The organism is Hoeflea sp. IMCC20628 (genome assembly GCF_001011155.1).
Classification (GTDB): Bacteria; Pseudomonadota; Alphaproteobacteria; order Rhizobiales; family Rhizobiaceae; genus Hoeflea.
Genome location: NZ_CP011479.1, coordinates 4,591,212 through 4,617,520 on the forward strand (window position 1 = coordinate 4,591,212; position 26,309 = coordinate 4,617,520).

Genomic DNA, 26,309 nt, shown 5'->3' on the forward strand with positions numbered 1-26,309 from the left:
AGGCTTTGGTTGCATTGCTCCGTTGTCCATTGGGGCTAATGGGCACACCCGGAGCCGCACGAACCTTGATAATTCAATGTGGTTCACCTACAATCATGGTGAACCAAAGAAGGTCATCACCATGTCCGCCTTTACCGTCCGCGTGCCCGACGAGACTGCCGAGCGGCTTGACCAGATCGCCGAAAAACAGGATCGGTCCCGCTCCTACATGGCTGCAAAAGCCATCGAGGATTTTGTCGCCCGGGAAGAATGGCAGCTTGCTGAAATTGAAGCGGGGCTTGCCGAAGCCGAGAGCGGGCAGTTTGCCAGCCCCGATGATGTTGCCAGCGTGATTGCCAAATATGTGCAGCCTGCCCGCCAGCCATGACGCGCCGGACGATCAGGTGGACGCGCCTTGCGCTGAGGCGTCTGGACCAGATTGGTGCGTATATTGCCCAGAATAACCCCCAAGCGTCCGCCCGCGTCCTATCCCGCATCGTGACTGCGGTGGACGCCTTGGCAGCGCAGCCCGCGATGGGCCGTGCCGGCAGGATCAAAGCCACGCGTGAACTGGTGCTGGCCGATATTCCCTACATCATTGCCTACCGCGTCACGGACAATCACGTGGATATCCTGACCGTGATGCAGGCTGCCCAGAAATGGCCTGAGACGCTTTAGCAAGGCATCGGCCTGATGTGCCGGCGGAATCTTCTGGCGCATGGGCCTGATGTTGGAAGTGCTGATGGTCGCAGTGCCGATGATTGCGTGGATCTGGCCTTTTGAGGGGCACATCCGGCACTTTCATCCGGATTGGAGATGCCGCTACACAGAACCCTGTTGTGTCGCCAAGAACGTGATGGCTGCAAAGAAGCAGGTGGAGGCGGCGATGACAAATCCATGCCAGATCGCGTTGGCGAACTTCATCGTCTTGGACGCATGGAAAACCACGCCAACGGTGTAGAGCAGCCCGCCGGCAATGATATAGCCGAAAGGCAGCACCGACCATGACGACCAGATCAGGATCATGCTCATCCAGCCCATGATCAGATAAAGCGTGGGGCCAAAACGGCCGGGCGTGCTCCAGAACACCAGCTTGAGCGTCATGCCGATGATCGCCAGCGCCCAGACAACGGCAAGAACAACATAAGCCAGACCGCTGCCGATCATGACGACCAGCGGCGTATAGGTGCCGGCGATTTTCAGATAGATCGCCGCATGATCGATCCGCCGCAGGACCGGCCGGATGCTCTCCCACGGGGTCATGTGATAAAACGCCGAGGCCGTGAACGTGGCTATCAAGGTGAGCGCATAGATCGTTATTGCTGCAATTTCTCCAGGCGAGGCGACCGGGGCTGACCACATCAGCAACAAAGCGGCCCCAAGCACCGACCCGATGACGCCGATGGCGTGCATGCTGCCGTCAGCAACGCGTTCTGATCTTGTGTAATCGGGATACATGCTTCGCCTTCATTCTTCGGATTGATATCTGAAGATTGCCGCCCAGCCGCGCAAATTCAAGGGCGACGGTACTGAAATTCCTGCCGCCAGTCGAGCGAACCAAGGTAGCAGATTGTCACAGGGGCCACGAAGCCTGTCGGCTATGAGTCTGAAGACGAGAGCGTGTCCCATTCCGTTCGCGTCAGTTCGTACCAGACCTCACCTTGTTCGCTACCCGGAATGGGATGGGGAAAGTCGATATGGAGCGTGCGTGCGTACTGCATGCCGATCTTCTCCATCACCCGGCGCGAGGCCTGGTTCGCCGCCATCGTGGTCGCCGAGATCCTGTCGTAGCCGGCGCTTCCGAACCCCCAGTTGATTAAAGCCAAGGCGCCTTCCGAGGCCAGCCCCTGACCCCAGTCCAACCGGCGCAGGCGATATCCAATCTCGGCCAATTCAGAACTTTCAGGCCATAAGCAGAACCACCCGACGAAGGCGCCATTGGCGGTGCGGCGCGCCGTCCAGACATGCGGCTCGGTTCCCCGGGGCATAAGGAACTCTGCGTTTGGATCACTCTCCTCATGGTCGATGGCGTGTCCGCCATTGAGAAAGCGCATGATCTCCGGATCACGCTCGAGGGCGATGAAATCAGTCCGGTCTTCCGGGCTGCAAGGGCTGAGCGTCAGATGCCTTGTCTGCAACACGACCATTTTCGAACCTCAATTCATCGCCTTGGCGCAGCTATGTGTTGCCAATACAGCGCGTCCAGTTCCCCTGCAAGAATCCTCCTTTTTGAGATCACAGCAAAACCCAGGTTGGCCCCAACGCCATAATCTTGATTTCCCATCTCGTTAGGCGGATATATATATGCGCATAAAGAAGCGTTTCCGATGGAGCGGAGCAGTCGGCAGATCATTCGGCGTCTTGAGAAGGACGGGGACAGGGCCTTTGGCGTTCATTTTCCCGATGTGCCGGGCTGTTTTTCCGCCGCTGACGAATTGGATGACTTGCTGGCCAATGCCAGCGAAGCCTTGGCGCTGCATCTGGAGGGCGAAGTATTGCCGCAAGCGCGCACCCTTGAGGTCATGCGCGACGATGCGGACGTGGCGCGCGATCTCAAGGAAGGCGCGTTTCTTCTGGCGGTGCCGGTGATCCGTTTGAGTGGACGCACCACCAAGGCCAACATCACCATGGATGCAGGGTTGTTGGCGGCAGTGGACGCGACGGCACGGGAGCGCGGGCTGACCCGCTCGGCATTTCTCGCGGATCTGGCGCGCCGGGAAATTGCTGGCTGAGCCCTCCCAGACACCCCCAACCTTGACTCCACCGCGCTTTTCCTGTTTATCCCGCTCAAATCTGCGACGAGCATGACTCCGAGCCGCCGACCGGGACCCTAATTGGTATAAATCGATCCCGGAGGCCAACACCCGACAGCGCGATGCGCCCTCGGGTGCTGTTTGGCTTTGCATGACGCTCGCCCCATATCTGTTGAAGTGTTTCCTTCAGCAACAACAGGACGACCCTATGTTTGATACTCTCCAGGACCGGCTCGGCTCCATCCTCAACAATCTGACCGGGCGCGGCGCCCTGTCGGACAAGGATGTGTCGGAAGCCATGCGCGAGGTTCGCCGCGCGCTGCTGGAGGCCGACGTGGCGCTGGAAGTGGTGCGCGGTTTCACCGACCGGGTGCGCGAGAAGGCCGTCGGTGCCGAGATCGTCAAGTCGATCAAACCAGGCCAGATGGTGGTCAAGCTGGTTCATGACGAGCTGGTGGCGCTCTTGGGCGAAGAAGGCGTGCCGATCGATCTCAATGCGGCCGCTCCCGTCGTCATCATGATGGTCGGCCTGCAGGGCTCGGGTAAAACCACGACGTCGGGCAAGATCGCTGCGCGGCTTGAAAAGCGCGACCGCAAGAAGGTCCTGATGGCCTCGCTCGACACGCGCCGGCCGGCAGCGCAAGAGCAGCTCAGGCAATTGGGCGAGCAGACCGGTGTGGCAACGCTGCCGATCATCGCCGGGCAGTCGCCAACCGATATCGCCGCGCGCGCGGTGCAGGCAGCCAGGCTCGGCGGCCATGACGTGGTCATTCTCGACACCGCCGGCCGTACCCATATTGACGAACCCTTGATGGCCGAAATGGCCGAGATCAAGAAGCGCACCAATCCGCATGAAATCCTGCTGGTCGCCGATGCGCTGACCGGCCAGGACGCGGTCAATCTGGCGCGCAGCTTTGACGAGCGCGTCGGTATCACCGGTCTGGTTCTGACCCGCATGGACGGCGATGGCCGCGGCGGTGCAGCACTTTCGATGCGGGCTGTCACCGGCAAGCCGATCAAGCTGATCGGTACCGGCGAAAAGATGGACGCGCTCGAGGAATTCCATCCCCGCCGCGTTGCCGACCGCATCTTGGGCATGGGTGACATTGTCAGCCTGGTCGAGAAGGCGGCGGAAAATTTCGACGCCGACAAGGCGCAGGTCATGGCCGCCCGGATGAAGGCGGGCAAGTTCGACCTCAACGACATGGCCGATCAGCTCGGCCAGATGCAGAAGCTCGGCGGCATGGGCGGCATCATGGGCATGATGCCCGGCATGGGCAAGATGAAGGACCAGATGTCGGCGGCCGGCATGGACGACAAGACATTCGCCCGCCAGCTCGCCATCATCGGCTCGATGACCAAGGCCGAGCGCGCCAATCCGGACGTGCTCAAGCACTCGCGTAAAAAACGCATCGCCAAGGGCTCGGGCACCGATGCGGCGGCAATCAACAAGCTTCTGAAGATGCACCGGCAGATGGCCGACATGATGAAAGCCATGGGCGGCAAGGGCAAGGGCGGCGGCATGATGCGTGCGGCCATGGGCGGCCTGGCCTCGAAGATGGGTCTTCCCGGCGGCATGGGTGGCGGAATGGGCGGCATGCCGGATCTGTCGAAGATGGATCCGAAACAGCTCGAAGCGCTGCAGAAACAGGCCGAGGCTGCGGGTCTTGGCGGCGGCATGCCCGGCGGATTGTCCGGCATGGGTGGCGGCAAACTGCCCGGATTGGGCGGTCCGAAACTGCCGGGTCTTGGCGGCGGCCTTCCCGGCCTGCCGAAGAAGAAGTGAGGGACGGGACATGAGCACAGATACCGAAGCACTGGCCAAACTGCAGCAATTCCGCCGTTCGATCGACAATTTCGACGCGGCGCTGATTCACATCCTGGCCGAGCGCTTCCGGGTGACCAAGGCTGTCGGCGCGCTGAAGGCGTCGGCCGATCTGCCGCCATCTGATCCGAACCGTGAAGCCGAGCAGGTTGCCCGTCTGCGCGAACTGGCCAAATCCGCCGATCTCGATCCGGATTTTGCCGAAAAGTTCCTTGAATTCGTCATTCGCGAAGTCATCCAGCATCACAAGCAGGCCGGCGCGAAATGACCACACAGATCTGGCGCTGAGAAGCGCCCGAAGACATCCACTCAACCAACCAATCAACACACTTGTTAAAACGAAGGAAAAGAAAATGGGATTGAAAATTCGTCTGGCCCGCGGTGGCTCCAAGAAGCGTCCTTACTACCACGTCATCGTTGCTGACGTGCGTTCGCCACGCGATGGCCGCTTCATCGAGCGTCTGGGCTACTGGAACCCGATGCTGGCCAAGGACGACGCCACCCGCGTCAGCCTCAACCAGGAGCGCATCCAGCATTGGCTCGATCACGGCGCGCTGCCGACAGACCGCGTTGCCCGTTTCATGGCCGAAGCCGGCATGATGACCCGCGAAGCCCGCTCCAACCCGAACAAGGCGCTGCCAGGCAAGAAGGCCCAGGAACGCGTTGCCGAGAAGAAGCAGAAGCAGGACGACGCAACCGCCGCTGCAGCCCAGGCTGAAGAAGATGCGAAGGCTGCCGTCATCAAGGCTGCTGAAGACGCCGCTGCTGCCGCTGCAGCACCAGCTGAAGAAGCTCCTGCTGAAGAACCCGCTGCGGAATAAGTTTCGCCCGCACAGATTGTGCAATCCTGCGGGCGGCATCATGCCGCCCGTTTGGCGTTTGGAATCCATCCGGAGCTGTCCATGACCAAGCTTGACCATCCCGTTCTCATCGGCGTCATCGGCGCAGCACAGGGAATTCGCGGCGAGGTGCGGATCAAGCCGTTCACCGAGGATCCTATGGCGCTCGCCGATTACGGTGCGCTCTACACCAAGGACGGCCGCCGTTTCGAAATTCTCGATCACCGCTTCGCCAAGACCGTTGTGGTGGTGCGCTTGCGCGGCATCAATGATCGCAACGCAGCCGAAGCGCTGAAGGGGCTGGAGCTGTTTATCGACCGCTCGAGCCTTGACGATGAAGAGCTCGAAGAGGGCGAATACTTCCACGCCGATCTCGAAGGACTGGAAGCCTGGGATGCCGACGGCCAGTTTTGGGGCACGATCTCCGGCGTGCTGGATTTTGGTGGCGGCGACCTGCTGGAATTGCGCGACGAGGGCAAGAAGCCGGTGGTGATTCCGTTCACGCTGGCCGCCGTGCCGAATGTCGATCTCGAGGCCGGCCGCATTCTGGTTGATCCGATTGCAGCCGGTCTTATCAGCACCGGCGAGGACGACGAGGGTGATGAGGGTGACGGCCGTTCCGGTGGAGACCGGTAGAGATGAGTTTTCGCGCCACCGTGCTAACGCTCTATCCCGACATGTTTCCTGGCCATCTGGGCCATTCGCTGGCGGGCCGGGCGCTGGAACGCGGCGATGCGCTGATCGAGCCGGTCAATATCCGCGACTATGCCACCGACAAGCATCGCTCGGTCGATGATACGCCGGCGGGCGGTGGTGCGGGCATGGTGCTCAAACCCGATGTGCTGGCGGCTTGCATCGATGCGGTCAGCCCGGCGGGCGATACACGGCCACGGCTGCTGATGAGCCCGCGCGGGCGTCCACTGACGCAATCGCGGGTCCGTGAGCTTGCAGCGGGCCCCGGCGTGGTGATCATCTGCGGCCGTTTCGAGGGCGTTGACCAGCGGGTGATCGAGGCGCGCAACCTCGAGGAAGTCTCGATCGGTGATTATGTGCTGTCAGGCGGCGAACCGGCAGCACTGACGCTGCTCGACGCGGTGATCCGGGTGCTGCCCGGCGTCATGGGCAATGCGGAGTCGGGCACCCAGGAAAGTTTCGAGACCGGCCAGCTCGAACATCCGCACTACACAAGGCCGCAGGTCTTCGAGGGGCGCGAGATCCCCGAGGTTCTGACCTCGGGCAATCACAAGGCCATCGAAAGCTGGCGGCAGGCGCAATCGCTGCAATTGACGCGTGAGCGCCGGCCCGATCTGCTCGAGTCCGACGATTCTGCTTGAAGTCAGCTGGTGAAATAATACCAGGTCAGCAGCAGGCCGACGGCAACGACGGCACCGCGGATCACCGTTTGTGGCACCCGCCGGGCTGCCCAGACCCCGGCATGGCCGCCCAGTGCGCCGGCCGGAATCATGATCAGCGCCGGCAGCCAGGCCACCACCCCACCGCTTGAAAACACCACAATGGCGACGAGCGCGATGATGACCGCGACAAAATTCTTCAGCGCATTGAGCTTGTGGTAATCGCCGCCCTTGGTCACGCCGAGCACGGCCAGCATCATGATGCCCATGCCGGCGCCGAAAAACCCGCCATAGATCGAGGTCAGGAACTGGAAGGCCAGCCCGATCCGGGTGATCGGTTGTTCGGCATGCAGCGTCTTGGGACGCAGATAGGGGCCGGCGGCAAAAATCAGTGTCGCTGCCAGCAACAGCCAGGGCACCAGCTGACGGAACGAGGGGTTGGACATCGACACCAGGATCAGCGCGCCTGCGAGACTTCCCAGCAGGGACAGTCCGGCCAGCACCCAGGCCTCGCGCCCGGCCTCGCGGATTTCGGTGCGGTAGGCCAGCGCCGAGGTGATGTAGCCGGGAAACTGGGTCACCGACGAGGTGGCATTGGCCATGATTGGCGGCACGCCGACCAGTGTCATGGCGCCGAAGGTGAGGAATGTTCCGCCTCCGGCAATGGCGTTGACGACGCTCGACAAAAAGCCGGCACTAAACAGAAGCAGTATCTCGGGAAATGACATGACGCGCCAGCCAACTATTGATCAAGCCGGTCTTAGAGCATCGGGCAGAAGCCGTCGCAAGGCTTTCAACAAAATTGCCGCGCGGGGCGTGACAAATCCCGGGTGATGGTGTATCTGCCCGCGATCGGCAATGTCCGACAGCCGTGCAACACGGTGCCTGCCAAACAATGAATGGTGAACCCGCTCCTGCCTTCACCGGCATAGCCACCGAGGATGATCCCAAGAGGGACATGCCAAAGTGGCGAGTTGAGAGCGCTCTGACCGTTTGAGAAAAAAGAAAGGTCAAGGACCATGAATATCATTGCTCAGCTGGATGCCGAACAGGCAGCCAAGATTGAAGAAGCCCGCAAGTTCCCTGAATTCTCCGCCGGCGACACGCTTCGGGTTCAGGTGCGCGTGACAGAAGGCAAGCGGACTCGTCTGCAGGCCTTTGAAGGCGTTTGCATCGCGCGCTCCGGCGCCGGCCTGAACGAAAACTTCACCGTTCGCAAGATCTCCTACGGCGAAGGCGTGGAACGCGTGTTCCCGATGTTCTCGCCGCTGGTTGAAGCCGTTGAAGTTGTCCGTCGCGGCAAGGTTCGTCGTGCCAAGCTCTATTACATGCGCGATCGTCGCGGCAAGTCGGCTCGTATCGTCGAGAACACCGGCACCCGCGCTCGCAAGCTCAACGACACCGAGCGTCAGGCATTTGCTGCCGAGAAGGTCCGCATCGAAGCTGAAAAAGTTGCCGCAGCCCAGGCTCTGGCCGCTGAAAAGTCAGCAGCAGAAGCCGCTGAAGCAGCAGCAGCAAAGGCAGCAGCAGCAGAAGCCGCCGCATCGGCTGACGAAGCCAAGGGCGAATAAGCCGCTCCATCCGAATTTGACGGTCCTTCGGGGTCGTCCCTCAAAGCGCTGGGCACCCGGCGCTTTTTGCGTTTTGGGGGTGTTGCACGGGAGCCCGGAGTTCGCGTGTCCGTTGACCGCCACCCCTACCGTCGTCATCCTCGGGTCAAGCCCGAGGATGACGAATTGAGAGGCCGAGGATGACGACGGAGGGAGAACGGGAACCAACGCACGGCCTGCGGCGTTTCACAGCTTTACAGGAGAGTGTGATGACCCCGAAACCCGACACGCAGACAGACAAGCCCGAAACCGGCCCGGCCAAGCCCGAGCGCGAGGTCTCCGACCCGCATCCCGGCAGCGTCTCCGACGGCACCCACCCCGAAGCCAACGAAGACAAATCCAAAGATTGAGTGGAGTTGTCACGCCGGTCTGTCCCCTGGCCCCTCTGTTGTCGGCGAGTGGCGTAATTGGCGCTTGGTACTGGCTTCTGGAGATATCTAGCAGTTGATCAAAGTATGATTTTTGTAAAGCTCGCTAAGCTTGACTAATTCAGTTGAAATGGCAATGCTGGTTGCATTGGCCGCTGTGACACCCTTCAGTTGAGGGCGATATTCGTCATAATTGAAAAAATGGGATTTACCCTACATATTGGAGAAGAAACGTGCCGGTTCGGGATGCTAAACTTCTCATTCTTTGCAAGACCTACCCTTCGCCAAGCGGTAAATATGCTGAAACATCCTGTGTCGCAGGAATGGATGAAAATGGAAATCTAGTAAGGCTATTTCCGGTGCCATTTCGAATGATTACAAAGGAACAGCAATTCAAAAAATGGCAATGGATTGAAGCCAAAGTAGATACTGCGCGAGCTGATCATAGGCCTGAAAGTCTCAATATTAAGGTGGACACCATTGAAGGTGGTGAGGAGGTCTCAACTCGAAGGGAATGGGCCGAACGCAGAGAGTTGCTGCAAAAAATAAAACTATTTACGCATTTTGATGAAATAGAAATTGAGAGGCTGACTGCGGATCGTTCGTTGGCGTTGCTGAAGCCATCGAGGATTGTTGGCCTTGATGTTGTTCCAGTAGCAAAGCCTGAGTGGACTAAAGAGGAAATAAATAAACTCGAGCAGCAGCAACGGCAGGGTGGCCTGTTTGATGAAGCTGAGAAATCTAGCGTCAGAACTCTGAGAAAACTCCCATACGATTTCTATTACCGTTATGAATGTGAGTCAGAGTCCGGAGTTTTGCTACACCGCCATAAAATCGTGGATTGGGAAATAGGTGCGCTCTTCTGGAACTGCCGTAAACACAATCGAGATAATTGGGAGTCTGCATTCCGAAGCCAATTGATGGAAAGCCTGCCATCAAGGGACCTAATGCTCTTAATGGGAAATATTCATCGTTTTCCGGATCAATGGCTCATAATCAGCCTCATCTACCCGCCAACTCAAGTTCACGGAAGTCTGTTTTAGACTATTGCGGAGTTAATTGTCGGAAGTTTTTCTTGATGTCTTATGTATCGCTTCGGATCGTCTCCATATAAATGAAACATCTCGTACCCAAATGGAGCCATGCGTTCGCCAACAATTTGTCTATGACATGTTTTTGGATCTCGTTCAAAGCAAAGAAGGCAAACTATATTTGACTCAGCGATCGTAGCTAGTTTTTTCAAGGCAGATTTAGGCTCTTCCTGATCCACATGCGCAGAGTAAAGTTTTCTGAATAATGTATAATTACCAGCCTTCGCTGCGTCTCTTCCTGGTTTCGGATCACCCAATTCCTTCATCGCAATATAATCAATGCCAGCTTGGTTTAGTTGGTCTTTGAGCGCGTTCTTCGAGAATCCCTTTTTCCGGGATAGCGGGAGTGCTCTCACATCAGCAATGGCTTCTACGCCTACTGCCTGAAGAGTCTCCACAAACCGATGAATATCGGTTCCTTCGTATCCGATTGTGTAGACTGTCTTCATAAATTTGTCCTTTTGACAGACGATTAGCTGCACCAGCTTGCCCGACGCTTGTCTGTGATCTTTCATTTTGGATGCGTGTTTAATGCATGAGAGTAATAAGACCTAGTCACTTTTTCCCCACCCGCCACCCCGATGCAATACTCATGCCGCTCCCGCTCCCGCTGCCGGATGGTTCGCGAACGTGTTCGACCATGCGGGAGGAAGGCCTTTCGGGATCTGTCGTAACGTGCGGCTAAAACCGGAGGGAGGCGGAGGCCATCGGGGTTCCGCTGGCGGGCGGTCGGATCGACCGTGCAAAGCCAGCCACCGGGCCGGGTCGTCCCGTGCCAGCCGCAAGGCAGGTGCCGCGGCGCTGACACCGGTGCGGGCCTGTGGCGGACATGACTGGCCGGAAGCGGCCTGCGCAGCGTCCGTGCCGGACCTCGCCAGACCCACTCCCGCGGTCTGTCCTGATCGCGGCCGGAGCAATCCGGACGGGGATAAACGCCCGGGGGTGCAAGGCACCGCCTGTCGGATGCGGACATCATCCGGCGATAATCGGGCCGCGCGCATGCTGCGCCACCCATTGTTAAACTTCCAGAGGCAAAGCCTGCGTGCGGCCCTCCGGACTATCAACCTGATCAAACCCCGGCGTTTTGGCGCGCGGCAACGAGATCTGCTGCCTGCTCCGATCTCCCCCCTTGCGGGGGAGATGTCACAAAGTGACAGAGGGGGGTAAAGCCTCAGCGCACACCGATCCTTCCGAATGAAACGAAACATGCCTCCCACTGTCGGCGATGCCGACATCTCCCCCGCAACGGGGGAGATTGGCCGCCGAAATGCCCCGTCCCATGCTCATTCCGTGTCCACCCCTTGCGGCGTGCGAAGCCGCATTGCAAAGTGCAAACCAAGCGCTGCACGTCAACAGGCGGCACGCTGCAATGTTATCCCGAGACCTCATCAGGGAGAGTGTCATGTCATTTTTCAAAGTTTCCATGGCTGCAGCAGCAGCTGTCATCGGCCTGGGTGCGGCCAGCCTGCAGGCGCAGGATCTGCCCGATCTAGGCGGCAAGGCCGTCGTGGTCGTTACTGAGAACGCCTATCCACCGCTGCAGTTCATCGATCCGAAGACCGGCGAGCAGATCGGCTGGGAATATGATGCGATGAACGAGATCGCCAAGCGGCTCAATTTCAACGTCGAGTATCAGAACACATCCTGGGATGCGATGATCCAGGCCGTCTCCGACGGTCAGTACGAACTCGGCATGACCGGCATTTCGATCAAGGAAGACCGCAAGGAAAAGGTCGATTTCTCCGATCCCTATCTGCGCTCGGAAATGTTCATGCTGGTGCGCAGCGACGAGAGCCGGTTTGACGACGCGGTGTCTTTCGCAGCTTTCGAAAAAGGTCTCGTCGGCGCACAGCCCGGCACCACGCCGTTCTATGTTTCCGTCTATGACGTGCTCGACGGTGACGAAGCCAATCCGCGCATCAAGCTGATGGAAACTTTTGGCGCCACCGTTCAGGCGCTTAAGACTGGCGATGTCGACATGGTGCTGACCGACGGTGTCGCCGGCAAGGGCTATGTCGATGCCTCCGATGGTGGTCTCAAGCTGGTCGGCGGTCCGCTGGGCGCTGATGATTTCGGCTTCATCTTCCCGAAGGGTTCCGACCTGGTCGCTCCGGTCAATGCCGCGATTGCAGCGATGAAGGCTGACGGCACCATTGATGCGTTGAACAAGAAATGGTTCCTCGACTACAAGCTCGGCGGCTAGTCTGACCGTGTCGATCATCATCGACGGATACAGGCCGGGAGCGCTTGCCGGCGTTGTCGGCCTGCATATGGATTACTATGCGCAGGCCTGGGATTTCGGAGTGACATTCGAAACCAAGCTGGCGTCCGAGCTGGCGGAATTTCTTGCCCGCTTCGATCCCGAGCGTGACCTGTTTGTCGCCGCATGGCGCGGTGATGCGCTGGTCGGATCGATATCGATGGATGTCTCCGGCGGTGGCGCCGACGGGGCGCATCTGCGCTGGTTCGTGGTCTCCGGCTCCGAGCGTGGCAGCGGGCTTGGCAAACAGCTGATGAGCCTGGCCATCGATCATGCCGACCGCGTTGCGGCTGGCCGGGTCTGGCTCACCACCTTTGCCGGGCTCGAGGCGGCGCGCGCGCTCTACGAGCGCCATGGCTTCGGGCTCCGCTCGCAAAGCGACGCTGATCAATGGCATGGCGGTGTGCAGGAACAGCTGTTCACGCGCCCGGCGCCGGGCGATGCATCGATGGAAAATCCAAGCTCGTGACAGCAGCTCCGAAAAAGGCCGACAAGGCCGACTTCCCCTGGTGGTTGCTGGCTGCCGGCGCCATTGCGCTGTTTCTGGCAATCCAGATTGTTCTCAACGATCTCTACAGCCAGATTTTCTCGATTGTGTCGAAGGGCGTCTGGATCACGATCTTCGTGACGCTTGTCGGATTCACGCTGGCGACGGCGATCGGCCTGCTTCTGGCGGTGATGGGTCTGTCGAAATCACTGGTGCTCAGGCAGATCGCGCGGTTTTATGTCGAGATCATCCGCGGCATCCCGATCCTGGTGCTGCTGTTCTACATTGCCTTCGTCGGCGCGCCGGGCTTCGTGATCGCCTGGAACGGACTGATGACGCCGCTGATCGAGGCCGGGATTTTCGATCCGTTGCAGGTGCGCGATGTGTCGCTGATGTGGCGGGCGGTGATCGCGCTGACCATCGGCTATTCGGCCTTTATCTCCGAGGTGTTCCGCGCGGGCATCCTGTCGGTGGACTCAGGCCAGATCGAAGCTGCCAAGGCGCTGGGGCTGACCGGTGTGCAACGCTTCCGCTTCATCGTGCTGCCGCAGGCGATTCGCACCATCCTGCCGCCGCTCGGCAATGACTTCATCGCCATGATCAAGGATTCCTCGCTGGTCTCGGTGCTCGGCGTCGCCGACCTGACACAGATGGGCAAGATCTACGCCTCCGGCTCGTTCCGGTTTTTCGAAACCTATTCGATCGTCGCCTATGTCTATCTGCTGTTGACTGTCGGTTTGTCGCTCGGGCTCAGGGCTCTGGAAAAACGCTTGCGGCGGGCTGACGAGGAACGCGGCGGCGGCTCACATGGCTAATGCCTGTCGCGTTCAAATGGAATCATGTGAACCACAACCTACATGCTGTAACTGAGGAACACGAGCCTGTGATCGGCATGCCGGCCGCGGACCCTTGGCAATCCGCCCGGTTGCTCCCACATAGTCGGGAACCCGACGCGCGACCGAAAGGACATTTCCGTGAAACGCACACTTCTGATTGCCCTCATCAGTGCGATCCTGCTGCCGGCAGTCGCTTCGGCGGACTCCGAGCGCAGCGGCCGCAGGCTTGACGCCATCCAGTCGGGCCGGCTCTATGATCCGATCCTGACGCCGCAGATGAATCCGAGTTTCGAATTCAACGATTCCAACGCGGAAGCCCGGTTCCTGTTCGATCTGCGTAAGGGCCGCGTCAAGTCCGAGCGGATTCCGGAAAACCAGATGCGCTATTTCCAGATACAGCTCGACCGCGAGCGCTGAGCCGCTCAGATTGCCAAGGCTGCCAAACGCTGGTATTGAGCCCGACGATGGAAACGCTGTTTGAAATCCCGGCTCACAAGAGCATCGTGTTGCAGGACGCCAAGCGCCTGCCGGCCCGGTTTTTTGCCTGGATGTCCGGCGTCCGGTCCGGTCGAGCTCGTCTCCCGGCCTGATCTGCCGCTGCCGCGCCCGCCTTTCCCGTTTGCTTATACTTGCCAAGGACACCCCCCATGACCGCACCGCGCACAACCTACGACAAGATCTGGGACGACCATATGGTTGACCAGAAGGATGACGGAACCTGCCTGCTCTATATCGACCGCCACCTGGTTCATGAAGTGACCAGCCCGCAGGCGTTTGAAGGCCTGCGCACCACGCACCGCACCGTGCGTGCGCCGGAAAAGACGCTGGCTGTGGTGGACCACAATGTGCCGACTTCGCCGGACCGGGCGCAGGGCATCAAGAACGAGGAAAGCCGCATCCAGGTCGAGGCCCTTGCCACCAATGCGGCCGAGTTCAACGTCGAATATTTCAACGAGAACGACAAGCGCCAAGGCATTGTCCACATTGTCGGTCCCGAGCAGGGTTTCACGCTGCCCGGCACCACCATCGTCTGCGGCGACAGCCACACCTCGACGCATGGCGCCTTCGGCGCGCTGGCCCACGGCATCGGCACATCGGAAGTCGAGCATGTGCTGGCCACCCAGACGCTGATCCAGCGCAAGGCCAAGAACATGCTGGTCGAGGTCAATGGCGTGTTGCCCGCGCATGTCACCGCCAAGGACATCATCCTTGCCATCATCGGCGAAATCGGCACGGCCGGCGGCACCGGTTATGTCATCGAATTCGCCGGCGAAGCGATCCGTGCCTTGTCGATGGAAGGCCGGATGACGGTCTGCAACATGACCATCGAAGCCGGCGCGCGCGCCGGCCTGATCGCGCCGGATGAGAAGACCTATGAATACATCAAGGGCCGTCCGCGCGCGCCAAAAGGCAAGGCCTGGGACATGGCGCTCGACTACTGGAAATCACTGGTTTCCGACGAGGGCGCCCATTACGACAAGATCGTCCGTCTCGACGCCGCCAAGCTGCCGCCGATCGTTTCCTGGGGCTCCTCGCCCGAGGATGTGATCGCAGTCACCGGCGAAGTGCCGGATCCGGATCTGATCGAGGACGAAGCCAAGCGGACGTCAAAATGGCGGGCGCTGGATTACATGGGCCTCAAGCCCGGCACCAAGATCACCGACATCACCATCGACCGGGTTTTCATCGGCTCGTGCACCAATGGCCGCATCGAGGATCTGCGCGCAGCCGCCGCAGTTGTCGAAGGCAAGACCGTCAGCCCGAGCGTTGACGCGATGATCGTTCCGGGCTCGGGTCTGGTCAAGGACCAGGCCGAAGCCGAAGGCCTCGACGTGATCTTCAAGGCCGCGGGCTTTGACTGGCGCGAGCCGGGCTGCTCGATGTGTCTGGCCATGAACGACGACCGGCTCAAGCCCTATGAGCGCTGCGCCTCAACCTCGAACCGCAATTTTGAAGGCCGTCAGGGCTTCAAGGGCCGCACCCATCTGGTTTCGCCGACCATGGCGGCCGCTGCAGCCATCGCCGGCCATTTCGTCGACATCCGCGAGTGGGAATAGGCGGCGAGTGATTTGGATTGCGGGGACGACTTGCTTTCAACTGTAAGCCTGCCGTTCACCGGTCTGCGGCTCAAGGTATATCGTCCCCGGCCTTCCTGCTCGGCCTCTTGATTCTGCATTCTAAGTTTGATTCCCACCTCCTCCTTGAGGGGAGGTGGGCGACTGGCTTGCAACGCAAGACAGAGCCGGGGGGAGATATTTCTCTTGAAAACATCCCCGCGCCGGATTTCGATGTTACCGTGAGACCAAGCTTCGCCCGAGGCGCATGAAGGTCTATCCTTACGGCCTGATCACGCAGACGCCGCTACCGCTGCAGCCATTGTCTGTGTTCTTGTCGACGATGATCACTTTCGGTCCGGTGCTTGTCTTGCTGCCGGTCTTGCCTGTCTTGCGGGTCTGCCTGATGATGATCCGGGTGTTGTCATCGTCGCGGTCGATTCGGCTGCTTGGTGCGGGCACGGTCTTTCCGGTCTTGGCGCCAAGCTTGGGCTTGGGCACGGTAGAGCGGCTGCGGTCATCCTCATCGATGATGATGATGGTAACATCGCCCTTGCGCCATTTCTTCTGCTGATGGATGGATCTTGATTTGCCAGCAGGCGCCATCGGCTCATTGGCAAATGCCGGGGCAAGCACGGGCGCCGAAAGGCCCAGCCCGATCAGAAACGCCAGTGCTGCCCGAGCAGCGTGGCGGCGGCGTGGAGTCTGCATCTGGGTCATGACTGTGTCCTTGTACTGGTCGCGGTCGGTATGTGCTGCCGCAGTCTGGCGCCGGTGCTGTGAAGCAGCCAGCGTTTCAGATAAATTTGACTTCATTGTGCCGCAGAGCCGCGGCGGAGTCATCCATAGACGCCTGACATCGTTTGTTAACCTTAAGACCGGGCAGCGCCAGGTCGGTAACACACCTGTGGCGATGCGACTTTCGGCAGGCTTGACCGCAGCCGGACTTTCGATGAAACATGCCGCCATGAACATGCCAGACACGATCGACATCTCGCTGTTGCACCTCAAGGATGCACACCACTTCTCGCCACTGCTGGCTGCCTATGTGCAGTCACTCAAGCGCGGAGCGCCGCGTCGGCCTGATGATTATTATGCCGAGACGCTGCTGCAGGACCGGGTGGCGCAGGTTTTTGGCGCCCGGCTTGATGGCGAGCTGGTCGGTTTCGCCGTTTTTTACGATCTGCCGGATCCGGTCACCGGCATGCGTTGCGGTCAGGTTGATCATCTTTATGTCAGCCATTTGCACCGCAATGTGGGCATCGCCCAGGCCATGATCGACATGTTGGCCGAGGAAAGCGACTCGCGCGGCTGGTCGCGATTGGTACTCAATGCGCCGCGGCTGCCTGAAGACGGACGCAAGCTCTATGAAAAAATCGCCACAAAGGCTGATTTTTCCAGTTGGGAAGTCCGCTTCGATCATTCCGGCTGATCAGGCGCGGGTGTTCAGGGAGTGCGGTCAGTCAGCTTTGGCATATTAATCGATTGAAATGCTCTCTGGACTGATTAAATTCCCGAATTTTGTCAAAAGCTTGGCTTGAGAGGCTGGCGGGCTTTGACGCGGTGCAAATAAGGTCCTAAAACGCTGTCATGGTCACCGGCCCTGCTTCGCAGGTTCGAGTGACTTTCCTTGCGGGAAAGAAGGACAAGGTCCCGATGACCAATGTGACGCAGAACCGGCCATTGTCGCCGCACCTGAGTATCTACAAGCAAATACCGACCATGGTGATGTCGATCGTTCACCGACTCACCGGCATGGCGCTCTATGCCGGCACGCTGCTGGTGGCTTTGTGGCTGTTTGCGGCCGCCTCTGGCGAGGGCACCTTCGAATGGGTCAACGGACTGTTCGGGTCGATCCTCGGGCGGCTTGTGCTGCTCGGATACACCTGGGCGCTGGTGCATCATATGCTTGGCGGGTTTCGGCATTTCATCTGGGACACCGGCCGCGGATTTGATCCGCAGACCTCGACCAAAATGGCCTGGGCGACACTTGCCGGCTCGATCATCCTGACGGTCCTGATCTGGATCGCCGGCTATGCAGTCCGGTTCTAGGGCTTTAGAGGGATATGGATATGAAGGACATGCGCACGCCACTCTCCAGGGTCCGCGGACTCGGGTCGGCCAGAGAAGGCACGGATCATTTCTGGCGGCAGCGGCTGACGGCCATCGCCAATGTACCGCTGCTGATCTTCTTCGTCGGCTTTATCGTCATCTATAATGGCGAGCCCTATGCGGTGGTCGCCGGCGCGCTATCCAATCCGCTGGTTGCTGTGCTGATGGGCCTGGTGCTGATTTCCGGTCTCATTCACATGAAGCTTGGTATGCAAATCATCATCGAGGACTACATTCATGCCGAGGGCATGAAAGTGGCGCTTCTGATTCTCAATACGTTTTTCTCAATCGCGGTGGGCGCTGTGTCGCTGTTCGCTGTGCTCAAACTCGGCTTCGGAGGCTGACTGACCATGGTAATGACGTCGAGCGTCAACATTGGCGGACGCGACTACACGGTAGTCGATCACTCTTATGACGTGGTTGTTGTTGGTGCCGGTGGCGCCGGACTGCGCGCAACCCTCGGCATGGCCGAGCAGGGCTTCCGCACCGCCTGCATCTCCAAGGTGTTTCCGACCCGGTCGCACACGGTCGCGGCCCAGGGCGGCATCGCAGCCTCGCTGACCAACATGACGCCCGACAGCTGGCAGTGGCACATGTACGACACCGTCAAGGGTTCGGACTGGCTCGGCGATGTCGACGCCATGCAGTATCTGACCATGGAAGCGCCGAAGGCGGTCTATGAGCTCGAGCATTACGGCGTGCCGTTCTCGCGCACCGAAGATGGCCGCATCTATCAGCGGCCGTTCGGTGGTCACATGCAGAATTACGGCGAAGGCCCGCCGGTGCAGCGCACCTGTGCGGCGGCCGACCGCACCGGCCATGCCATCCTGCACACGCTTTATGGCCAGTCGCTGAAGCACAATGCCGAATTCTTCATCGAGTATTTCGCGCTCGATCTGTTGATGGAAGAAGACGGCCGCTGCACCGGTGTGGTTGCCTGGAACCTCGATGACGGCACCATTCACCGGTTTTCCGCCAAGATGGTGGTTCTCGCCACCGGCGGTTACGGTCGGACCTATTTCTCGGCAACCAGCGCGCATACATGCACCGGCGACGGTGGTGGCATGATCGCACGTGCCGGTCTGCCGCTTCAGGACATGGAGTTCGTGCAGTTTCACCCGACCGGGATTTATGGCGCTGGCTGCCTGATCACCGAGGGTGCGCGCGGCGAAGGCGGCTATCTGGTCAATTCCGAGGGCGAGCGTTTCATGGAACGCTATGCGCCATCGGCCAAGGACCTGGCTTCGCGTGACGTTGTTTCACGCTGCATGACGCTGGAAATCCGTGAGGGTCGCGGCGTTGGCAAGAACAAGGATCACATCTTCCTGCATCTCGATCACCTTGATCCGGCGGTGCTCAACGAGCGGCTTCCGGGTATCTCGGAAAGCGCCAAGATCTTTGCCGGCGTCGATGTGACCCGCGAGCCGATCCCGGTGCTGCCAACGGTGCATTACAACATGGGCGGCATTCCGACCAATTACTGGGGTGAAGTGCTCAATGCGACACCGGCTGAACCGGACCGGGTTGCACCTGGCCTGATGGCGGTCGGTGAAGCCGGCTGCGCTTCGGTGCATGGCGCCAACCGTCTGGGCTCGAACTCGCTGATCGACCTGGTGGTGTTTGGCCGCGCGGCAGCGATTCGCGCCGGCGAAGTGATCGATCGGGAATCGGCGATCCCTGCGGTCAATGAAGCATCGTTTGCGAAGATCATGACCCGGTTTGACGATATTCGTCACGCCGATGGCTCGACACCGACTGCCGTGCTGCGCGAGAAGATGCAGCGCACCATGCAGGAAGACGCAGCGGTGTTCCGCACGCAGGAATCGCTGGAATCAGGCTGCAAGCGGATGACGGCGATCTGGGGCGAACTTCCGGATGTGAAGGTCATCGACCGGTCGATGATCTGGAATTCGGATCTGATGGAGACGCTGGAGCTTCACAACCTGATGGCCAATGCCATCACCACGGTTTACGGCGCGGAAGCCCGCAAGGAAAGCCGCGGCAGCCACGCCCGCGAGGACTATGTTGGCGGGCCCTATGGCGGTCGCGACGACGAGAACTGGCGCAAGCACACGCTGGCCTGGCTGGATGACAAGGGCAATGTTACACTCGACTACCGCCCGGTCCACACCGAGTTGATTGCCGAAGGCATTGATCTTGCCAAGATCGCGCCCAAGGCACGGGTGTATTGAGCGAAGCGGTGGTATCGACACTTCCCATTCCGGCATTTGGCGCGCATGCTCCCAACGCATTGCAGGCCCTGGTGCTGGCAGTGGCCGGTTTGCCGCTGCTCAGGCGCGGGTTGTTCCGGCAGATGTTTTCCCCGCTTGTGATGGCGCTCGGCAAGGAGCCGATCGACATTGCGCGTGGAGGTATTCGCTACCGGCTCAGCCCTTCCATGAATGTGGCGGAGCGGGGGATCATGCTCAATCCGCTTTATCAGGAGGGCAGTTTGTGCTTCCTGCGCGAGCGGTTGCAGCAAGGCGGCCAGATGGTTGATTGTGGTGCCAATGTCGGACAGTTCAGTCTTGTTGGCGGACAGATCGTTGGCCCATCCGGCAAGGTGTTGGCGGTGGAAGCTTCCGTTGCCATGGCTACCCGTCTGGATGTGAATATCGTGCTGTCGAAAATGGAAGGGATCGTCACGGTGGCAAAGGTTGCTGTTGGTGACAAGGAAGGCGTGATCCCCTTCGAGGTCAACGAGAACGACGGCGCCTTGTCGCGCGCCAGCGCGACCGGTAGCCATATCGTTCCCATGCGACCGTTGCTGAAATTGGTCGAAGAGGCGGGGTTGTCGCGGATCGATTTGCTGAAGATCGATGTGGAAGGGATGGAGGACAAGGTCCTGATCCCTTTCTTTCGGGATGCCCCGACGCGGATGTGGCCGGATCATGTTATTATTGAAGACGAATTGTCAGATCAGTGGGACAAGGACATGTCGCAATTTCTGACAGAGCGCGGATATGTAGAAGCTGCCCGGCGCACCGCGGGCAATGCGTTCTTCTCTTTGCAAAAACAGGACAACTCGGATGGTTGAACTTACACTCCCGAAGAACTCGCAGCCGAAGCCGGGCAAGACCTGGCCGAAGCCGGAAGGTGCCAAGAACACCCGCGAATTCAAGATTTACCGCTGGTCGCCGGATGATGCCGAAAACCCGCGCATCGACACGTTCCATATCGATATGGATGATTGCGGGCCGATGGTGCTCGATGGTCTGTTGTGGATCAAGAACAAGATCGACGCGACGCTGACGCTGAGGCGCTCCTGCCGTGAGGGCATCTGCGGTTCCTGCGCCATGAACATCGACGGCACCAACACGCTGGCCTGCACCAAGGGTCTCGACGAGATCGACGGTGCGGTGAAGGTCTATCCGCTGCCGCATCTGCCGGTGGTCAAGGATCTGGTGCCGGATCTGACGCATTTTTACGCCCAGCACCGCTCGATCGAGCCTTGGTTGAAAACCGTCTCTCCGACTCCGGAGAAGGAATGGAAGCAGAGCCACGAAGACCGGGCCAAGCTTGATGGTCTTTACGAGTGCATCCTGTGCGCCTGCTGCTCGACCTCGTGTCCGAGCTACTGGTGGAATGGCGACCGCTATCTTGGTCCCGCCGTGCTGCTGCAGGCCTATCGCTGGCTGATCGACTCACGCGATGAAGCCACCGGCGAGCGTCTCGACGATCTCGAGGATCCGTTCCGGCTCTATCGCTGCCACACCATCATGAACTGCGCGCAAACCTGCCCCAAGGGTCTCAATCCCGCCAAGGCAATTGCCGAAATCAAGAAGATGATGGTCGAGCGCCGGGTCTAGGCCCACCTGGATCTGATTCAACAAAAAGGCCACCTTCGCGGGTGGCCTTTTTCGTCTCGTCGCCCGTGGTGGCCATTCTGACCGGGTTTTGGGCCAGCCGCCGTCATATGAACCCCAGTCTGCCCCGAAGTTTCCACTTTCGCACCGCCTGACGGCCATGATTGCGGTGAAAGTTGCGCCTCTCGAATTGTTTCAAGGGGACACATCATGTCAACGCAACCTCCTTCCGCAGTGCAGGGCGCGCTTCGCAGCCCGGGTGTAAAGTTCTTCGTCATCGGACTGATCGGATTCTTTCTTCTGATTCCGGCCTCGATGGTCTGGATGCTGGTCACCGAGCGGCAGGACCGCGCCGCTGGAGCGCAAGCCGAGGTGGCGCAAAGCTGGGGCGGCGAGCAAACGCTGGGCGGGGTGTTCATTTCCGTGCCCTACGAGACGCAGCAGGAGATGCACACCACCAAGGGCGTTGTTGTCCAGCAGGTCCGCAAAACCGCAATCTTCCTGCCCGAAGAAATCACCTACACTGTCGGGTCCAAGTCTGATGAACGCAAGCGCGGCATCTTCACCGTGCCGGTCTATGATGCGAGTGTTCAGGTCTCGGGCCGGTTCAAACGGCCCGCTCCCGGTGACATCGGTCATCTTGTTGATGCGGATATGGATTGGAGCGAGGCCGTTCTTGTCATGCCGGTGTCCGATCCCCGCGCCATTCGCGCCGGCGCCAAGGCCGAAATCGATGGCCGGTCCCGGACCATCGAGCCCGGAACCGCCTTGCCGAACCGCACGGTGCAGAAAGGCGTTCACATCGGCAAACTATTCGAAGACACGCCATCCGGCTTCAGCTTCCGGCTGGAGTTTGGCCTGAAAGGCTCCACCTCGTTTGCCGTTGTGCCGGGTGCGCGCACCACCCGTGTCGAAATCGCCTCGGACTGGGCCCACCCCAGCTTCAGCGGCGCTTATCTGCCTGACAGTTCAACAATTTCAGAGGACGGGTTTGCGGCTGACTGGACGGTGCCGCATCTGGCGTTGTCGATGCCGCTGGCGTTCGACGCAGGAATGGAGACCCGGTTCGGATTGAGTTCCGACCAGAGTCTTGGCGTGCGATTTTACCAGCCGGTCGATCACTACGCTTTGGTGGATCGGGCAATCAAATATGCGGTGCTGTTCATCGGCTCGATCTTTATCACCGTGTTTGTGCTCGAGACCCGTTCCGGCCGGGCGGTGCACGGCGCGCAATATGCTTTGATGGGTCTGGCGCTGGTGCTGTTTTACGTTCTGCTTCTGGCGCTGGCCGAGCATATCGGCTTCATGCTGGCCTATGGCGTGGCCGGGCTGGCGACCACGATACTGGTCTCGACCTATTGTGCCCGGCTGCTGGACAGCCGGTGGCTCGGAGCGTTGATTGCGGGGCTGCTGACCACCGTGTTCGGGCTGCTCTATCTGTTTCTGCAGATGCAGGATTTTGCCCTGCTGGCAGGCGCCATCTTCGCCTTCGTGGTGCTGGCGGCGGTGATGTTCTCCACTGCCTCGCTTGACTGGTCGGGCCGGGGCAGCGCCAACCCGGTGGCGCCCCCGTTGGGCGAGGGTGCGGCAGAGAGTTGAGATGGCTCTGCCTGCGCCACTCAGCCCAGTGCTTGCGCCAGATCAGCCATCAGATCGCCTGCATCCTCGATGCCTACCGATACGCGGATCAGACTTTCGGGAATGCCGGTGTGGGGTTCGATGGTGTGGCGGTGTTCGACCAGACTTTCGACGCCGCCGAGCGAAGTGGCGCGGTGAAACAGCTTGAGCTTGCCGACGACGGCGAGCGCTTCGGTTCCACCACCCTTGACCAGGAATGAGAACAGGCAACCGAAGCCGCCCTGCATCTGCTTAGCTGCAATCTCGTGGCCGGGATGGCTTTTGAGGCCGGGATAATAGACGTCGGCCACTTTGGGGTGGGCTTCGAGATACTCGGCGATTTTTTGCGTCGAGCGGCACATGCGCTCCACCCTGAGCGGCAAGGTACGCATGCCGCGCAGCAGCAGCCAGGCTTCGAATGGTCCGATCACGGCGCCGGCGTCGTGGCGGTCGGCCTTGATGTCGGTCCAGATCTTGGCCGCGGGTGCGGACGTGGCGAGCACGCCGGCGAGCACATCGGAATGGCCGTTGATCGCCTTGGTGGCCGAATGCATGACGATGTCGGCGCCGTGTTCCAGCGGCCGCTGCAGGATCGGTGTGGCGGCGGTGGAATCGACTGCCAGCAGACCGCCGGCGGCATGGGCGCATGTGGCCGCATGGGCGATGTCGACGGTCTTGAGCCAGGGATTCGAGGGTGTTTCGATGAATACGAGGTCCGGCATGTGCTCCGCGCAGGCCTGTTCGAGCGCGCCAGTATCGGCGGCGTCGACCTCGTGCAGGGCAATCTGGCGGCGGGCAGAAAAATCCCTCAGCCATTTGGTGGTGCCCCAGTAGATGCCGGATTGCACCAAGATCACCGCCCCGTTCGGCAAGGTGCGGAACAAGGCCGCAATCGCCGCCATGCCGGAGGGAAACAGCAGCGCTTCCTCGGCGCCTTCGAGCCGCGCCAAGACGGTTTCGGCGATGCGGACGATGTCGGAATTGTCGCGCAGATAGATATTGTCCGGATTGACCAGCGCGTAATCCTCGTCGCGCAGGAAGGTGGTCGACGGCTGCAGTGGCGGCACCACCCCGCCGGATGGCAGGTCAATGGCGCCGCCGGCCTGGGCTGCGATTGTGGAGGGCTTGAGATCATTGGGGAGCGTCATGCGAGATCTGTCTTTCCCTGGCCCCTGCGCCAGATTCCTGGGAGCGGGCCGCGTCCCGCCATTGCCCTCGTGTCTATGCACTCCCGAGGAGAAATTCAACGCTGTCGTGTCCGCTTTGTCTCTCCGGTCTCACGCCTGTTCCAGCGTGATCACCACATTGCCGTTTCGGCCCCGGCTTTCGAAATGGGCGTGGGCTTCCGCTGCCTGTTCGAGCGGAAAGCGCCGGTCGATAAGAGGGGTGAACTGTCGGCTTTCGGCGAGGTCTGCCAGAAAGTGCAGATCTTCGGCCCGTTCGGGCGCATAGCCGCCGATGGCCTTGCGGCCTCCGGACTTGCGGGCAAACACGCTGCCGAGCAATTGCCAGAGGCTGGCGGAGACCAGCAACAGCCTTCCGCCGGGCTTGAGCGACGCGCGATAGCCGGCATAGGTGGCGGTGCCGCTGGTGTCGAGAATGATGTCATAGGCGTCGCTGGCGTTTGCCGGATCATCGCGTGTGTAGTCGATAACGGTATCGGCGCCGAGGGTACGGACCATATCGAGGCTGGCGGTGGAGGCAATGCCGGTAACAATGGCGCCAAAGGATTTGGCGATCTGCACGGCCGCGCTGCCGACCCCACCGGCGGCGCCGATGACCAGAACCTCATCGCCCGGACTGATGCCGCCCTTGTCGCGCAGGAAGTTGAGCGCGGTGGCGCCGCCAAAGGACAATATGGCTGCCTGATCAAGCTCCAGGTTGTCGGGCGCGATGGCAATTGCCTTAGTCTGGCTGATCACGGCATAATCCGCATAACCACCGAAGCCAGCGCCGGGATAGGCAAAGACCCGGTCGCCGGGCTTGAAGCTTGTGACGTCTGCGCCAACGGCTTCGACGACGCCGGCAAATTGTGCGCCGAGGACCTGGCGGCGGGGACGAAACAGGCCGAACACCAGCCTGCCGATCAGGCCGAAGCCGGCCGGCATGTCGAGGCTGCGGGCGCGATAATCCGCAGCCGTGACGCTGGTGGCGTGGACCCGCACCAGCACCTCATCGGGCTTTGGATAAGGCTTGGGACGGTCGGTCAGGGTGAGGACTGCGGGCGGTCCATAGTTGCGATAGGTGATGGCTTTCATGGGAATGTTCTCCAGTTTCTGACCCGGATATACTCATGCGATCACGCAGAATAAATTGACCAGAGATGCCGATATGATATGCATTTTCGCATGGATTGGAAATCTGTCAATTTCGACTGGAACCGGGCGCGGGCGTTTCTGGTCACTGCCGAGGAAGGTTCGCTGTCGGCCGCGGCGCGGGCGCTCGGCATGGCGCAGCCGACGCTGGGGCGTCAGGTCTCCGCACTGGAGCAGGAACTCGGGGTGGCGCTGTTCGAGCGCGTCGGGCGCGGATTGACGTTGACGCCGAGTGGGCTCGACCTGATGGATCATGTCCGCGCCATGGGCGAGGCGGCGGCGCGGATGTCGCTGTCGGCCTCGGGCAAGGCGCAGGCCATCGAGGGCACGGTGTCGATCAGCGCCAGCGAAGTCGATTCGGCCTTCAGGCTGCCGCCGATCCTCGCAAAACTCAGGCAGACGGCGCCGGGGATCGATGTCGAGATTGTCGCTACCAATTCGGAAAGCGATCTGAGACGGCGCGAGGCTGACATCGCCATCCGCAACTACCGTCCGACCCAGCCCAATCTGGTGGCGCGAAAGATCCGCGACATTCATGGCCGGATCTATGCGTCACGCTTCTATCTCGAAAGCATCGGCAATCCGGCGACACCGGAGGGATTTTCCGGAGCGGATTTCATCGGTTTCAACCGCTCCGGCGAATTCATTGCCGCCATGACCCGGTTCGGGCTGACCTTGACGCAAGCCAATTTCCCGGTCGTGTCGGAAAGCCACCTGGTGCAGTGGAGCCACGTCCGCCACGGGCTCGGAATCGGCATCATGGCCGCCGACATAGGAGACGCCGAGCCGGATGTGATTCAGGTGTTGCCAGATCTCGATCCGATCGTCATTCCGATCTGGCTGGTCACGCACCGCGAAGTACACACCAGTCGGCGGGTGCGGCTGGTATATGATCTCATGGCCAGCGAGTTGGCGCGCCCCTTTGCCAGATAAGATGGAAGCACGCAGCAGCTGATTGTGGCATGCGGCCTTGCCTTTGCCGCGCCGGGACCACAGGTAGAGGTC

32 protein-coding genes are annotated in these 26,309 nt (G+C 60.2%); 25 read left to right on the forward strand and 7 right to left on the reverse strand.

Annotation, left to right across the window (positions count from 1 at the left end; genetic code table 11):
• Window positions 1–121: 121 nt before the first annotated feature.
• Both IMCC20628_RS21500 and IMCC20628_RS21505 read left to right on the forward strand, forming a co-directional pair.
• Window positions 122–367: a CopG family ribbon-helix-helix protein gene (locus tag IMCC20628_RS21500; protein WP_047032862.1), complete on the forward strand. Its 246-nt coding sequence runs from the start codon at window positions 122–124 to the stop codon at window positions 365–367.
• Window positions 364–657, forward strand: a complete 294-nt coding sequence (locus IMCC20628_RS21505; protein ID WP_047031901.1) for a type II toxin-antitoxin system mRNA interferase toxin, RelE/StbE family — start codon at window positions 364–366, stop codon at window positions 655–657. The genes IMCC20628_RS21500 and IMCC20628_RS21505 overlap by 4 nt, the downstream gene beginning before the upstream one ends.
• Window positions 658–801: 144 nt before the next feature.
• Here the strand turns inward: IMCC20628_RS21505 and IMCC20628_RS21510 are convergent, their stop codons facing one another.
• Both IMCC20628_RS21510 and IMCC20628_RS21515 read right to left on the reverse strand, forming a co-directional pair.
• Window positions 802–1,437: a hemolysin III family protein gene (locus IMCC20628_RS21510; protein WP_047031902.1), complete on the reverse strand. Its 636-nt coding sequence runs from the start codon at window positions 1,435–1,437 to the stop codon at window positions 802–804.
• Between the two features lie 140 nt (window positions 1,438–1,577).
• Window positions 1,578–2,126 (reverse strand): GNAT family N-acetyltransferase, encoded by a 549-nt coding sequence (locus IMCC20628_RS21515; RefSeq protein ID WP_047031903.1) that lies wholly within the window; start codon window positions 2,124–2,126, stop codon window positions 1,578–1,580.
• A gap of 180 nt (window positions 2,127–2,306) precedes the next feature.
• On the opposite strand from IMCC20628_RS21515, the gene IMCC20628_RS21520 reads away from it, so the two are divergent.
• From IMCC20628_RS21520 to trmD, 6 genes are all read left to right on the forward strand, one after another.
• Window positions 2,307–2,711, forward strand: coding sequence for a type II toxin-antitoxin system HicB family antitoxin (locus tag IMCC20628_RS21520; RefSeq protein ID WP_047031904.1), 405 nt, complete (start codon window positions 2,307–2,309; stop codon window positions 2,709–2,711).
• Between the two features lie 229 nt (window positions 2,712–2,940).
• Window positions 2,941–4,518 carry a signal recognition particle protein gene (gene ffh / locus IMCC20628_RS21525; protein ID WP_047031905.1) on the forward strand — a complete coding sequence of 526 codons (1,578 nt, stop codon included), beginning with the start codon at window positions 2,941–2,943 and terminating at the stop codon, window positions 4,516–4,518.
• Between the two features lie 10 nt (window positions 4,519–4,528).
• Window positions 4,529–4,825: a chorismate mutase gene (locus IMCC20628_RS21530; protein ID WP_047031906.1), complete on the forward strand. Its 297-nt coding sequence runs from the start codon at window positions 4,529–4,531 to the stop codon at window positions 4,823–4,825.
• 85 nt (window positions 4,826–4,910) lie between these two features.
• Window positions 4,911–5,378: a 30S ribosomal protein S16 gene (gene rpsP, locus IMCC20628_RS21535; RefSeq protein WP_047031907.1), complete on the forward strand. Its 468-nt coding sequence runs from the start codon at window positions 4,911–4,913 to the stop codon at window positions 5,376–5,378.
• A gap of 81 nt (window positions 5,379–5,459) precedes the next feature.
• Complete coding sequence (gene rimM, locus IMCC20628_RS21540) at window positions 5,460–6,032, forward strand: ribosome maturation factor RimM (RefSeq protein WP_047031908.1); 573 nt, start codon at window positions 5,460–5,462, stop codon at window positions 6,030–6,032.
• A gap of 2 nt (window positions 6,033–6,034) precedes the next feature.
• A complete protein-coding gene (trmD, locus tag IMCC20628_RS21545) occupies window positions 6,035–6,730 on the forward strand; it encodes a tRNA (guanosine(37)-N1)-methyltransferase TrmD (protein WP_047031909.1) in 696 nt (231 codons plus the stop codon).
• Between the two features lie 2 nt (window positions 6,731–6,732).
• Here trmD and IMCC20628_RS21550 read toward each other — a convergent pair whose 3' ends face one another.
• Window positions 6,733–7,476, reverse strand: a complete 744-nt coding sequence (locus tag IMCC20628_RS21550) for a sulfite exporter TauE/SafE family protein (protein ID WP_047031910.1) — start codon at window positions 7,474–7,476, stop codon at window positions 6,733–6,735.
• A 291-nt stretch (window positions 7,477–7,767) separates the two neighbouring features.
• On the opposite strand from IMCC20628_RS21550, the gene rplS reads away from it, so the two are divergent.
• From rplS to IMCC20628_RS21560, 3 genes are all read left to right on the forward strand, one after another.
• Window positions 7,768–8,319 (forward strand): 50S ribosomal protein L19, encoded by a 552-nt coding sequence (rplS, locus tag IMCC20628_RS21555; protein ID WP_047031911.1) that lies wholly within the window; start codon window positions 7,768–7,770, stop codon window positions 8,317–8,319.
• Between the two features lie 248 nt (window positions 8,320–8,567).
• Window positions 8,568–8,708 (forward strand): hypothetical protein, encoded by a 141-nt coding sequence (locus tag IMCC20628_RS25215; RefSeq protein ID WP_156174608.1) that lies wholly within the window; start codon window positions 8,568–8,570, stop codon window positions 8,706–8,708.
• Window positions 8,709–8,959: 251 nt separating this feature from the next.
• Window positions 8,960–9,769: a hypothetical protein gene (locus IMCC20628_RS21560; protein ID WP_047031912.1), complete on the forward strand. Its 810-nt coding sequence runs from the start codon at window positions 8,960–8,962 to the stop codon at window positions 9,767–9,769.
• Here the strand turns inward: IMCC20628_RS21560 and IMCC20628_RS21565 are convergent.
• Entirely contained in the window at window positions 9,766–10,266 is a 501-nt protein-coding gene (locus IMCC20628_RS21565; RefSeq protein WP_047032863.1) for a DUF488 domain-containing protein, read from the reverse strand. The two genes, IMCC20628_RS21560 and IMCC20628_RS21565, sit on opposite strands and share 4 nt — an antisense overlap.
• 974 nt (window positions 10,267–11,240) lie before the next feature.
• On the opposite strand from IMCC20628_RS21565, the gene IMCC20628_RS21570 reads away from it, so the two are divergent.
• From IMCC20628_RS21570 to leuC, 6 genes are all read left to right on the forward strand, one after another.
• Window positions 11,241–12,020: a transporter substrate-binding domain-containing protein gene (locus tag IMCC20628_RS21570; RefSeq protein ID WP_245307973.1), complete on the forward strand. Its 780-nt coding sequence runs from the start codon at window positions 11,241–11,243 to the stop codon at window positions 12,018–12,020.
• 7 nt (window positions 12,021–12,027) lie between these two features.
• Window positions 12,028–12,546: a GNAT family N-acetyltransferase gene (locus tag IMCC20628_RS21575; protein ID WP_245307836.1), complete on the forward strand. Its 519-nt coding sequence runs from the start codon at window positions 12,028–12,030 to the stop codon at window positions 12,544–12,546.
• Window positions 12,543–13,379 (forward strand): amino acid ABC transporter permease, encoded by an 837-nt coding sequence (locus IMCC20628_RS21580; RefSeq protein ID WP_047031914.1) that lies wholly within the window; start codon window positions 12,543–12,545, stop codon window positions 13,377–13,379. The genes IMCC20628_RS21575 and IMCC20628_RS21580 overlap by 4 nt, the downstream gene beginning before the upstream one ends.
• A gap of 159 nt (window positions 13,380–13,538) precedes the next feature.
• Window positions 13,539–13,817 carry a hypothetical protein gene (locus IMCC20628_RS21585; RefSeq protein ID WP_047031915.1) on the forward strand — a complete coding sequence of 93 codons (279 nt, stop codon included), beginning with the start codon at window positions 13,539–13,541 and terminating at the stop codon, window positions 13,815–13,817.
• 47 nt (window positions 13,818–13,864) lie between these two features.
• Window positions 13,865–13,990, forward strand: coding sequence for a hypothetical protein (locus IMCC20628_RS25840; RefSeq protein ID WP_280949423.1), 126 nt, complete (start codon window positions 13,865–13,867; stop codon window positions 13,988–13,990).
• A gap of 57 nt (window positions 13,991–14,047) precedes the next feature.
• On the forward strand, window positions 14,048–15,457 hold the full coding sequence (leuC, locus tag IMCC20628_RS21590; RefSeq protein WP_047031916.1) for a 3-isopropylmalate dehydratase large subunit: 1,410 nt from the start codon (window positions 14,048–14,050) through the stop codon (window positions 15,455–15,457).
• 279 nt (window positions 15,458–15,736) lie between these two features.
• Here leuC and IMCC20628_RS21595 read toward each other — a convergent pair whose 3' ends face one another.
• Window positions 15,737–16,174: a hypothetical protein gene (locus IMCC20628_RS21595; RefSeq protein WP_156174609.1), complete on the reverse strand. Its 438-nt coding sequence runs from the start codon at window positions 16,172–16,174 to the stop codon at window positions 15,737–15,739.
• 247 nt (window positions 16,175–16,421) lie between these two features.
• On the opposite strand from IMCC20628_RS21595, the gene IMCC20628_RS21600 reads away from it, so the two are divergent.
• From IMCC20628_RS21600 to creD, 7 genes are all read left to right on the forward strand, one after another.
• On the forward strand, window positions 16,422–16,886 hold the full coding sequence (locus IMCC20628_RS21600) for a GNAT family N-acetyltransferase (RefSeq protein ID WP_047032865.1): 465 nt from the start codon (window positions 16,422–16,424) through the stop codon (window positions 16,884–16,886).
• Window positions 16,887–17,110: 224 nt separating this feature from the next.
• Window positions 17,111–17,506 carry a succinate dehydrogenase, cytochrome b556 subunit gene (sdhC, locus tag IMCC20628_RS21605; RefSeq protein ID WP_047032866.1) on the forward strand — a complete coding sequence of 132 codons (396 nt, stop codon included), beginning with the start codon at window positions 17,111–17,113 and terminating at the stop codon, window positions 17,504–17,506.
• Window positions 17,507–17,526: 20 nt separating this feature from the next.
• Window positions 17,527–17,910: a succinate dehydrogenase, hydrophobic membrane anchor protein gene (sdhD, locus tag IMCC20628_RS21610; RefSeq protein WP_156174610.1), complete on the forward strand. Its 384-nt coding sequence runs from the start codon at window positions 17,527–17,529 to the stop codon at window positions 17,908–17,910.
• A gap of 12 nt (window positions 17,911–17,922) precedes the next feature.
• Window positions 17,923–19,758 carry a succinate dehydrogenase flavoprotein subunit gene (gene sdhA, locus IMCC20628_RS21615; RefSeq protein WP_197078499.1) on the forward strand — a complete coding sequence of 612 codons (1,836 nt, stop codon included), beginning with the start codon at window positions 17,923–17,925 and terminating at the stop codon, window positions 19,756–19,758.
• 140 nt (window positions 19,759–19,898) lie between these two features.
• Window positions 19,899–20,603, forward strand: a complete 705-nt coding sequence (locus IMCC20628_RS21620; protein WP_197078360.1) for an FkbM family methyltransferase — start codon at window positions 19,899–19,901, stop codon at window positions 20,601–20,603.
• Window positions 20,596–21,375, forward strand: coding sequence for a succinate dehydrogenase iron-sulfur subunit (locus tag IMCC20628_RS21625; protein ID WP_047031920.1), 780 nt, complete (start codon window positions 20,596–20,598; stop codon window positions 21,373–21,375). The genes IMCC20628_RS21620 and IMCC20628_RS21625 overlap by 8 nt, the downstream gene beginning before the upstream one ends.
• A gap of 207 nt (window positions 21,376–21,582) precedes the next feature.
• Entirely contained in the window at window positions 21,583–22,971 is a 1,389-nt protein-coding gene (gene creD / locus IMCC20628_RS21630) for a cell envelope integrity protein CreD (protein WP_047031921.1), read from the forward strand.
• A 20-nt stretch (window positions 22,972–22,991) separates the two neighbouring features.
• On the opposite strand, the gene IMCC20628_RS21635 is transcribed toward creD, so the two are convergent.
• Window positions 22,992–24,137: an aminotransferase class I/II-fold pyridoxal phosphate-dependent enzyme gene (locus IMCC20628_RS21635; RefSeq protein ID WP_047031922.1), complete on the reverse strand. Its 1,146-nt coding sequence runs from the start codon at window positions 24,135–24,137 to the stop codon at window positions 22,992–22,994.
• A 129-nt stretch (window positions 24,138–24,266) separates the two neighbouring features.
• Window positions 24,267–25,247, reverse strand: a complete 981-nt coding sequence (locus IMCC20628_RS21640) for an NAD(P)-dependent alcohol dehydrogenase (RefSeq protein ID WP_047031923.1) — start codon at window positions 25,245–25,247, stop codon at window positions 24,267–24,269.
• 90 nt (window positions 25,248–25,337) lie between these two features.
• Between IMCC20628_RS21640 and IMCC20628_RS21645 the strand changes: the two genes are divergently transcribed.
• Window positions 25,338–26,237, forward strand: coding sequence for a LysR family transcriptional regulator (locus IMCC20628_RS21645; protein WP_156174611.1), 900 nt, complete (start codon window positions 25,338–25,340; stop codon window positions 26,235–26,237).
• The last annotated feature ends 72 nt before the right edge of the window (window positions 26,238–26,309 follow it).

What these genes read in the sequence shown, in the direction of transcription:
- IMCC20628_RS21500 (WP_047032862.1), top strand. Translation starts at nt 122, where the DNA reads ATGTCCGCCTTTACCGTCCGCGTGCCCGACGAGACTGCCGAGCGGCTT.
- IMCC20628_RS21505 (WP_047031901.1), top strand. Translation starts at nt 364, where the DNA reads ATGACGCGCCGGACGATCAGGTGGACGCGCCTTGCGCTGAGGCGTCTG.
- IMCC20628_RS21510 (WP_047031902.1), bottom strand. Translation starts at nt 1,437, where the DNA reads ATGTATCCCGATTACACAAGATCAGAACGCGTTGCTGACGGCAGCATG.
- IMCC20628_RS21515 (WP_047031903.1), bottom strand. Translation starts at nt 2,126, where the DNA reads ATGGTCGTGTTGCAGACAAGGCATCTGACGCTCAGCCCTTGCAGCCCG.
- IMCC20628_RS21520 (WP_047031904.1), top strand. Translation starts at nt 2,307, where the DNA reads ATGGAGCGGAGCAGTCGGCAGATCATTCGGCGTCTTGAGAAGGACGGG.
- ffh (WP_047031905.1), top strand. Translation starts at nt 2,941, where the DNA reads ATGTTTGATACTCTCCAGGACCGGCTCGGCTCCATCCTCAACAATCTG.
- IMCC20628_RS21530 (WP_047031906.1), top strand. Translation starts at nt 4,529, where the DNA reads ATGAGCACAGATACCGAAGCACTGGCCAAACTGCAGCAATTCCGCCGT.
- rpsP (WP_047031907.1), top strand. Translation starts at nt 4,911, where the DNA reads ATGGGATTGAAAATTCGTCTGGCCCGCGGTGGCTCCAAGAAGCGTCCT.
- rimM (WP_047031908.1), top strand. Translation starts at nt 5,460, where the DNA reads ATGACCAAGCTTGACCATCCCGTTCTCATCGGCGTCATCGGCGCAGCA.
- trmD (WP_047031909.1), top strand. Translation starts at nt 6,035, where the DNA reads ATGAGTTTTCGCGCCACCGTGCTAACGCTCTATCCCGACATGTTTCCT.
- IMCC20628_RS21550 (WP_047031910.1), bottom strand. Translation starts at nt 7,476, where the DNA reads ATGTCATTTCCCGAGATACTGCTTCTGTTTAGTGCCGGCTTTTTGTCG.
- rplS (WP_047031911.1), top strand. Translation starts at nt 7,768, where the DNA reads ATGAATATCATTGCTCAGCTGGATGCCGAACAGGCAGCCAAGATTGAA.
- IMCC20628_RS25215 (WP_156174608.1), top strand. Translation starts at nt 8,568, where the DNA reads ATGACCCCGAAACCCGACACGCAGACAGACAAGCCCGAAACCGGCCCG.
- IMCC20628_RS21565 (WP_047032863.1), bottom strand. Translation starts at nt 10,266, where the DNA reads ATGAAGACAGTCTACACAATCGGATACGAAGGAACCGATATTCATCGG.
- IMCC20628_RS21570 (WP_245307973.1), top strand. Translation starts at nt 11,241, where the DNA reads ATGGCTGCAGCAGCAGCTGTCATCGGCCTGGGTGCGGCCAGCCTGCAG.
- IMCC20628_RS25840 (WP_280949423.1), top strand. Translation starts at nt 13,865, where the DNA reads ATGGAAACGCTGTTTGAAATCCCGGCTCACAAGAGCATCGTGTTGCAG.
- leuC (WP_047031916.1), top strand. Translation starts at nt 14,048, where the DNA reads ATGACCGCACCGCGCACAACCTACGACAAGATCTGGGACGACCATATG.
- IMCC20628_RS21595 (WP_156174609.1), bottom strand. Translation starts at nt 16,174, where the DNA reads ATGACCCAGATGCAGACTCCACGCCGCCGCCACGCTGCTCGGGCAGCA.
- IMCC20628_RS21600 (WP_047032865.1), top strand. Translation starts at nt 16,422, where the DNA reads ATGAACATGCCAGACACGATCGACATCTCGCTGTTGCACCTCAAGGAT.
- sdhC (WP_047032866.1), top strand. Translation starts at nt 17,111, where the DNA reads ATGACCAATGTGACGCAGAACCGGCCATTGTCGCCGCACCTGAGTATC.
- sdhD (WP_156174610.1), top strand. Translation starts at nt 17,527, where the DNA reads ATGAAGGACATGCGCACGCCACTCTCCAGGGTCCGCGGACTCGGGTCG.
- sdhA (WP_197078499.1), top strand. Translation starts at nt 17,923, where the DNA reads ATGACGTCGAGCGTCAACATTGGCGGACGCGACTACACGGTAGTCGAT.
- IMCC20628_RS21620 (WP_197078360.1), top strand. Translation starts at nt 19,899, where the DNA reads ATGGCGCTCGGCAAGGAGCCGATCGACATTGCGCGTGGAGGTATTCGC.
- IMCC20628_RS21625 (WP_047031920.1), top strand. Translation starts at nt 20,596, where the DNA reads ATGGTTGAACTTACACTCCCGAAGAACTCGCAGCCGAAGCCGGGCAAG.
- creD (WP_047031921.1), top strand. Translation starts at nt 21,583, where the DNA reads ATGTCAACGCAACCTCCTTCCGCAGTGCAGGGCGCGCTTCGCAGCCCG.
- IMCC20628_RS21635 (WP_047031922.1), bottom strand. Translation starts at nt 24,137, where the DNA reads ATGACGCTCCCCAATGATCTCAAGCCCTCCACAATCGCAGCCCAGGCC.
- IMCC20628_RS21640 (WP_047031923.1), bottom strand. Translation starts at nt 25,247, where the DNA reads ATGAAAGCCATCACCTATCGCAACTATGGACCGCCCGCAGTCCTCACC.
- IMCC20628_RS21645 (WP_156174611.1), top strand. Translation starts at nt 25,338, where the DNA reads ATGGATTGGAAATCTGTCAATTTCGACTGGAACCGGGCGCGGGCGTTT.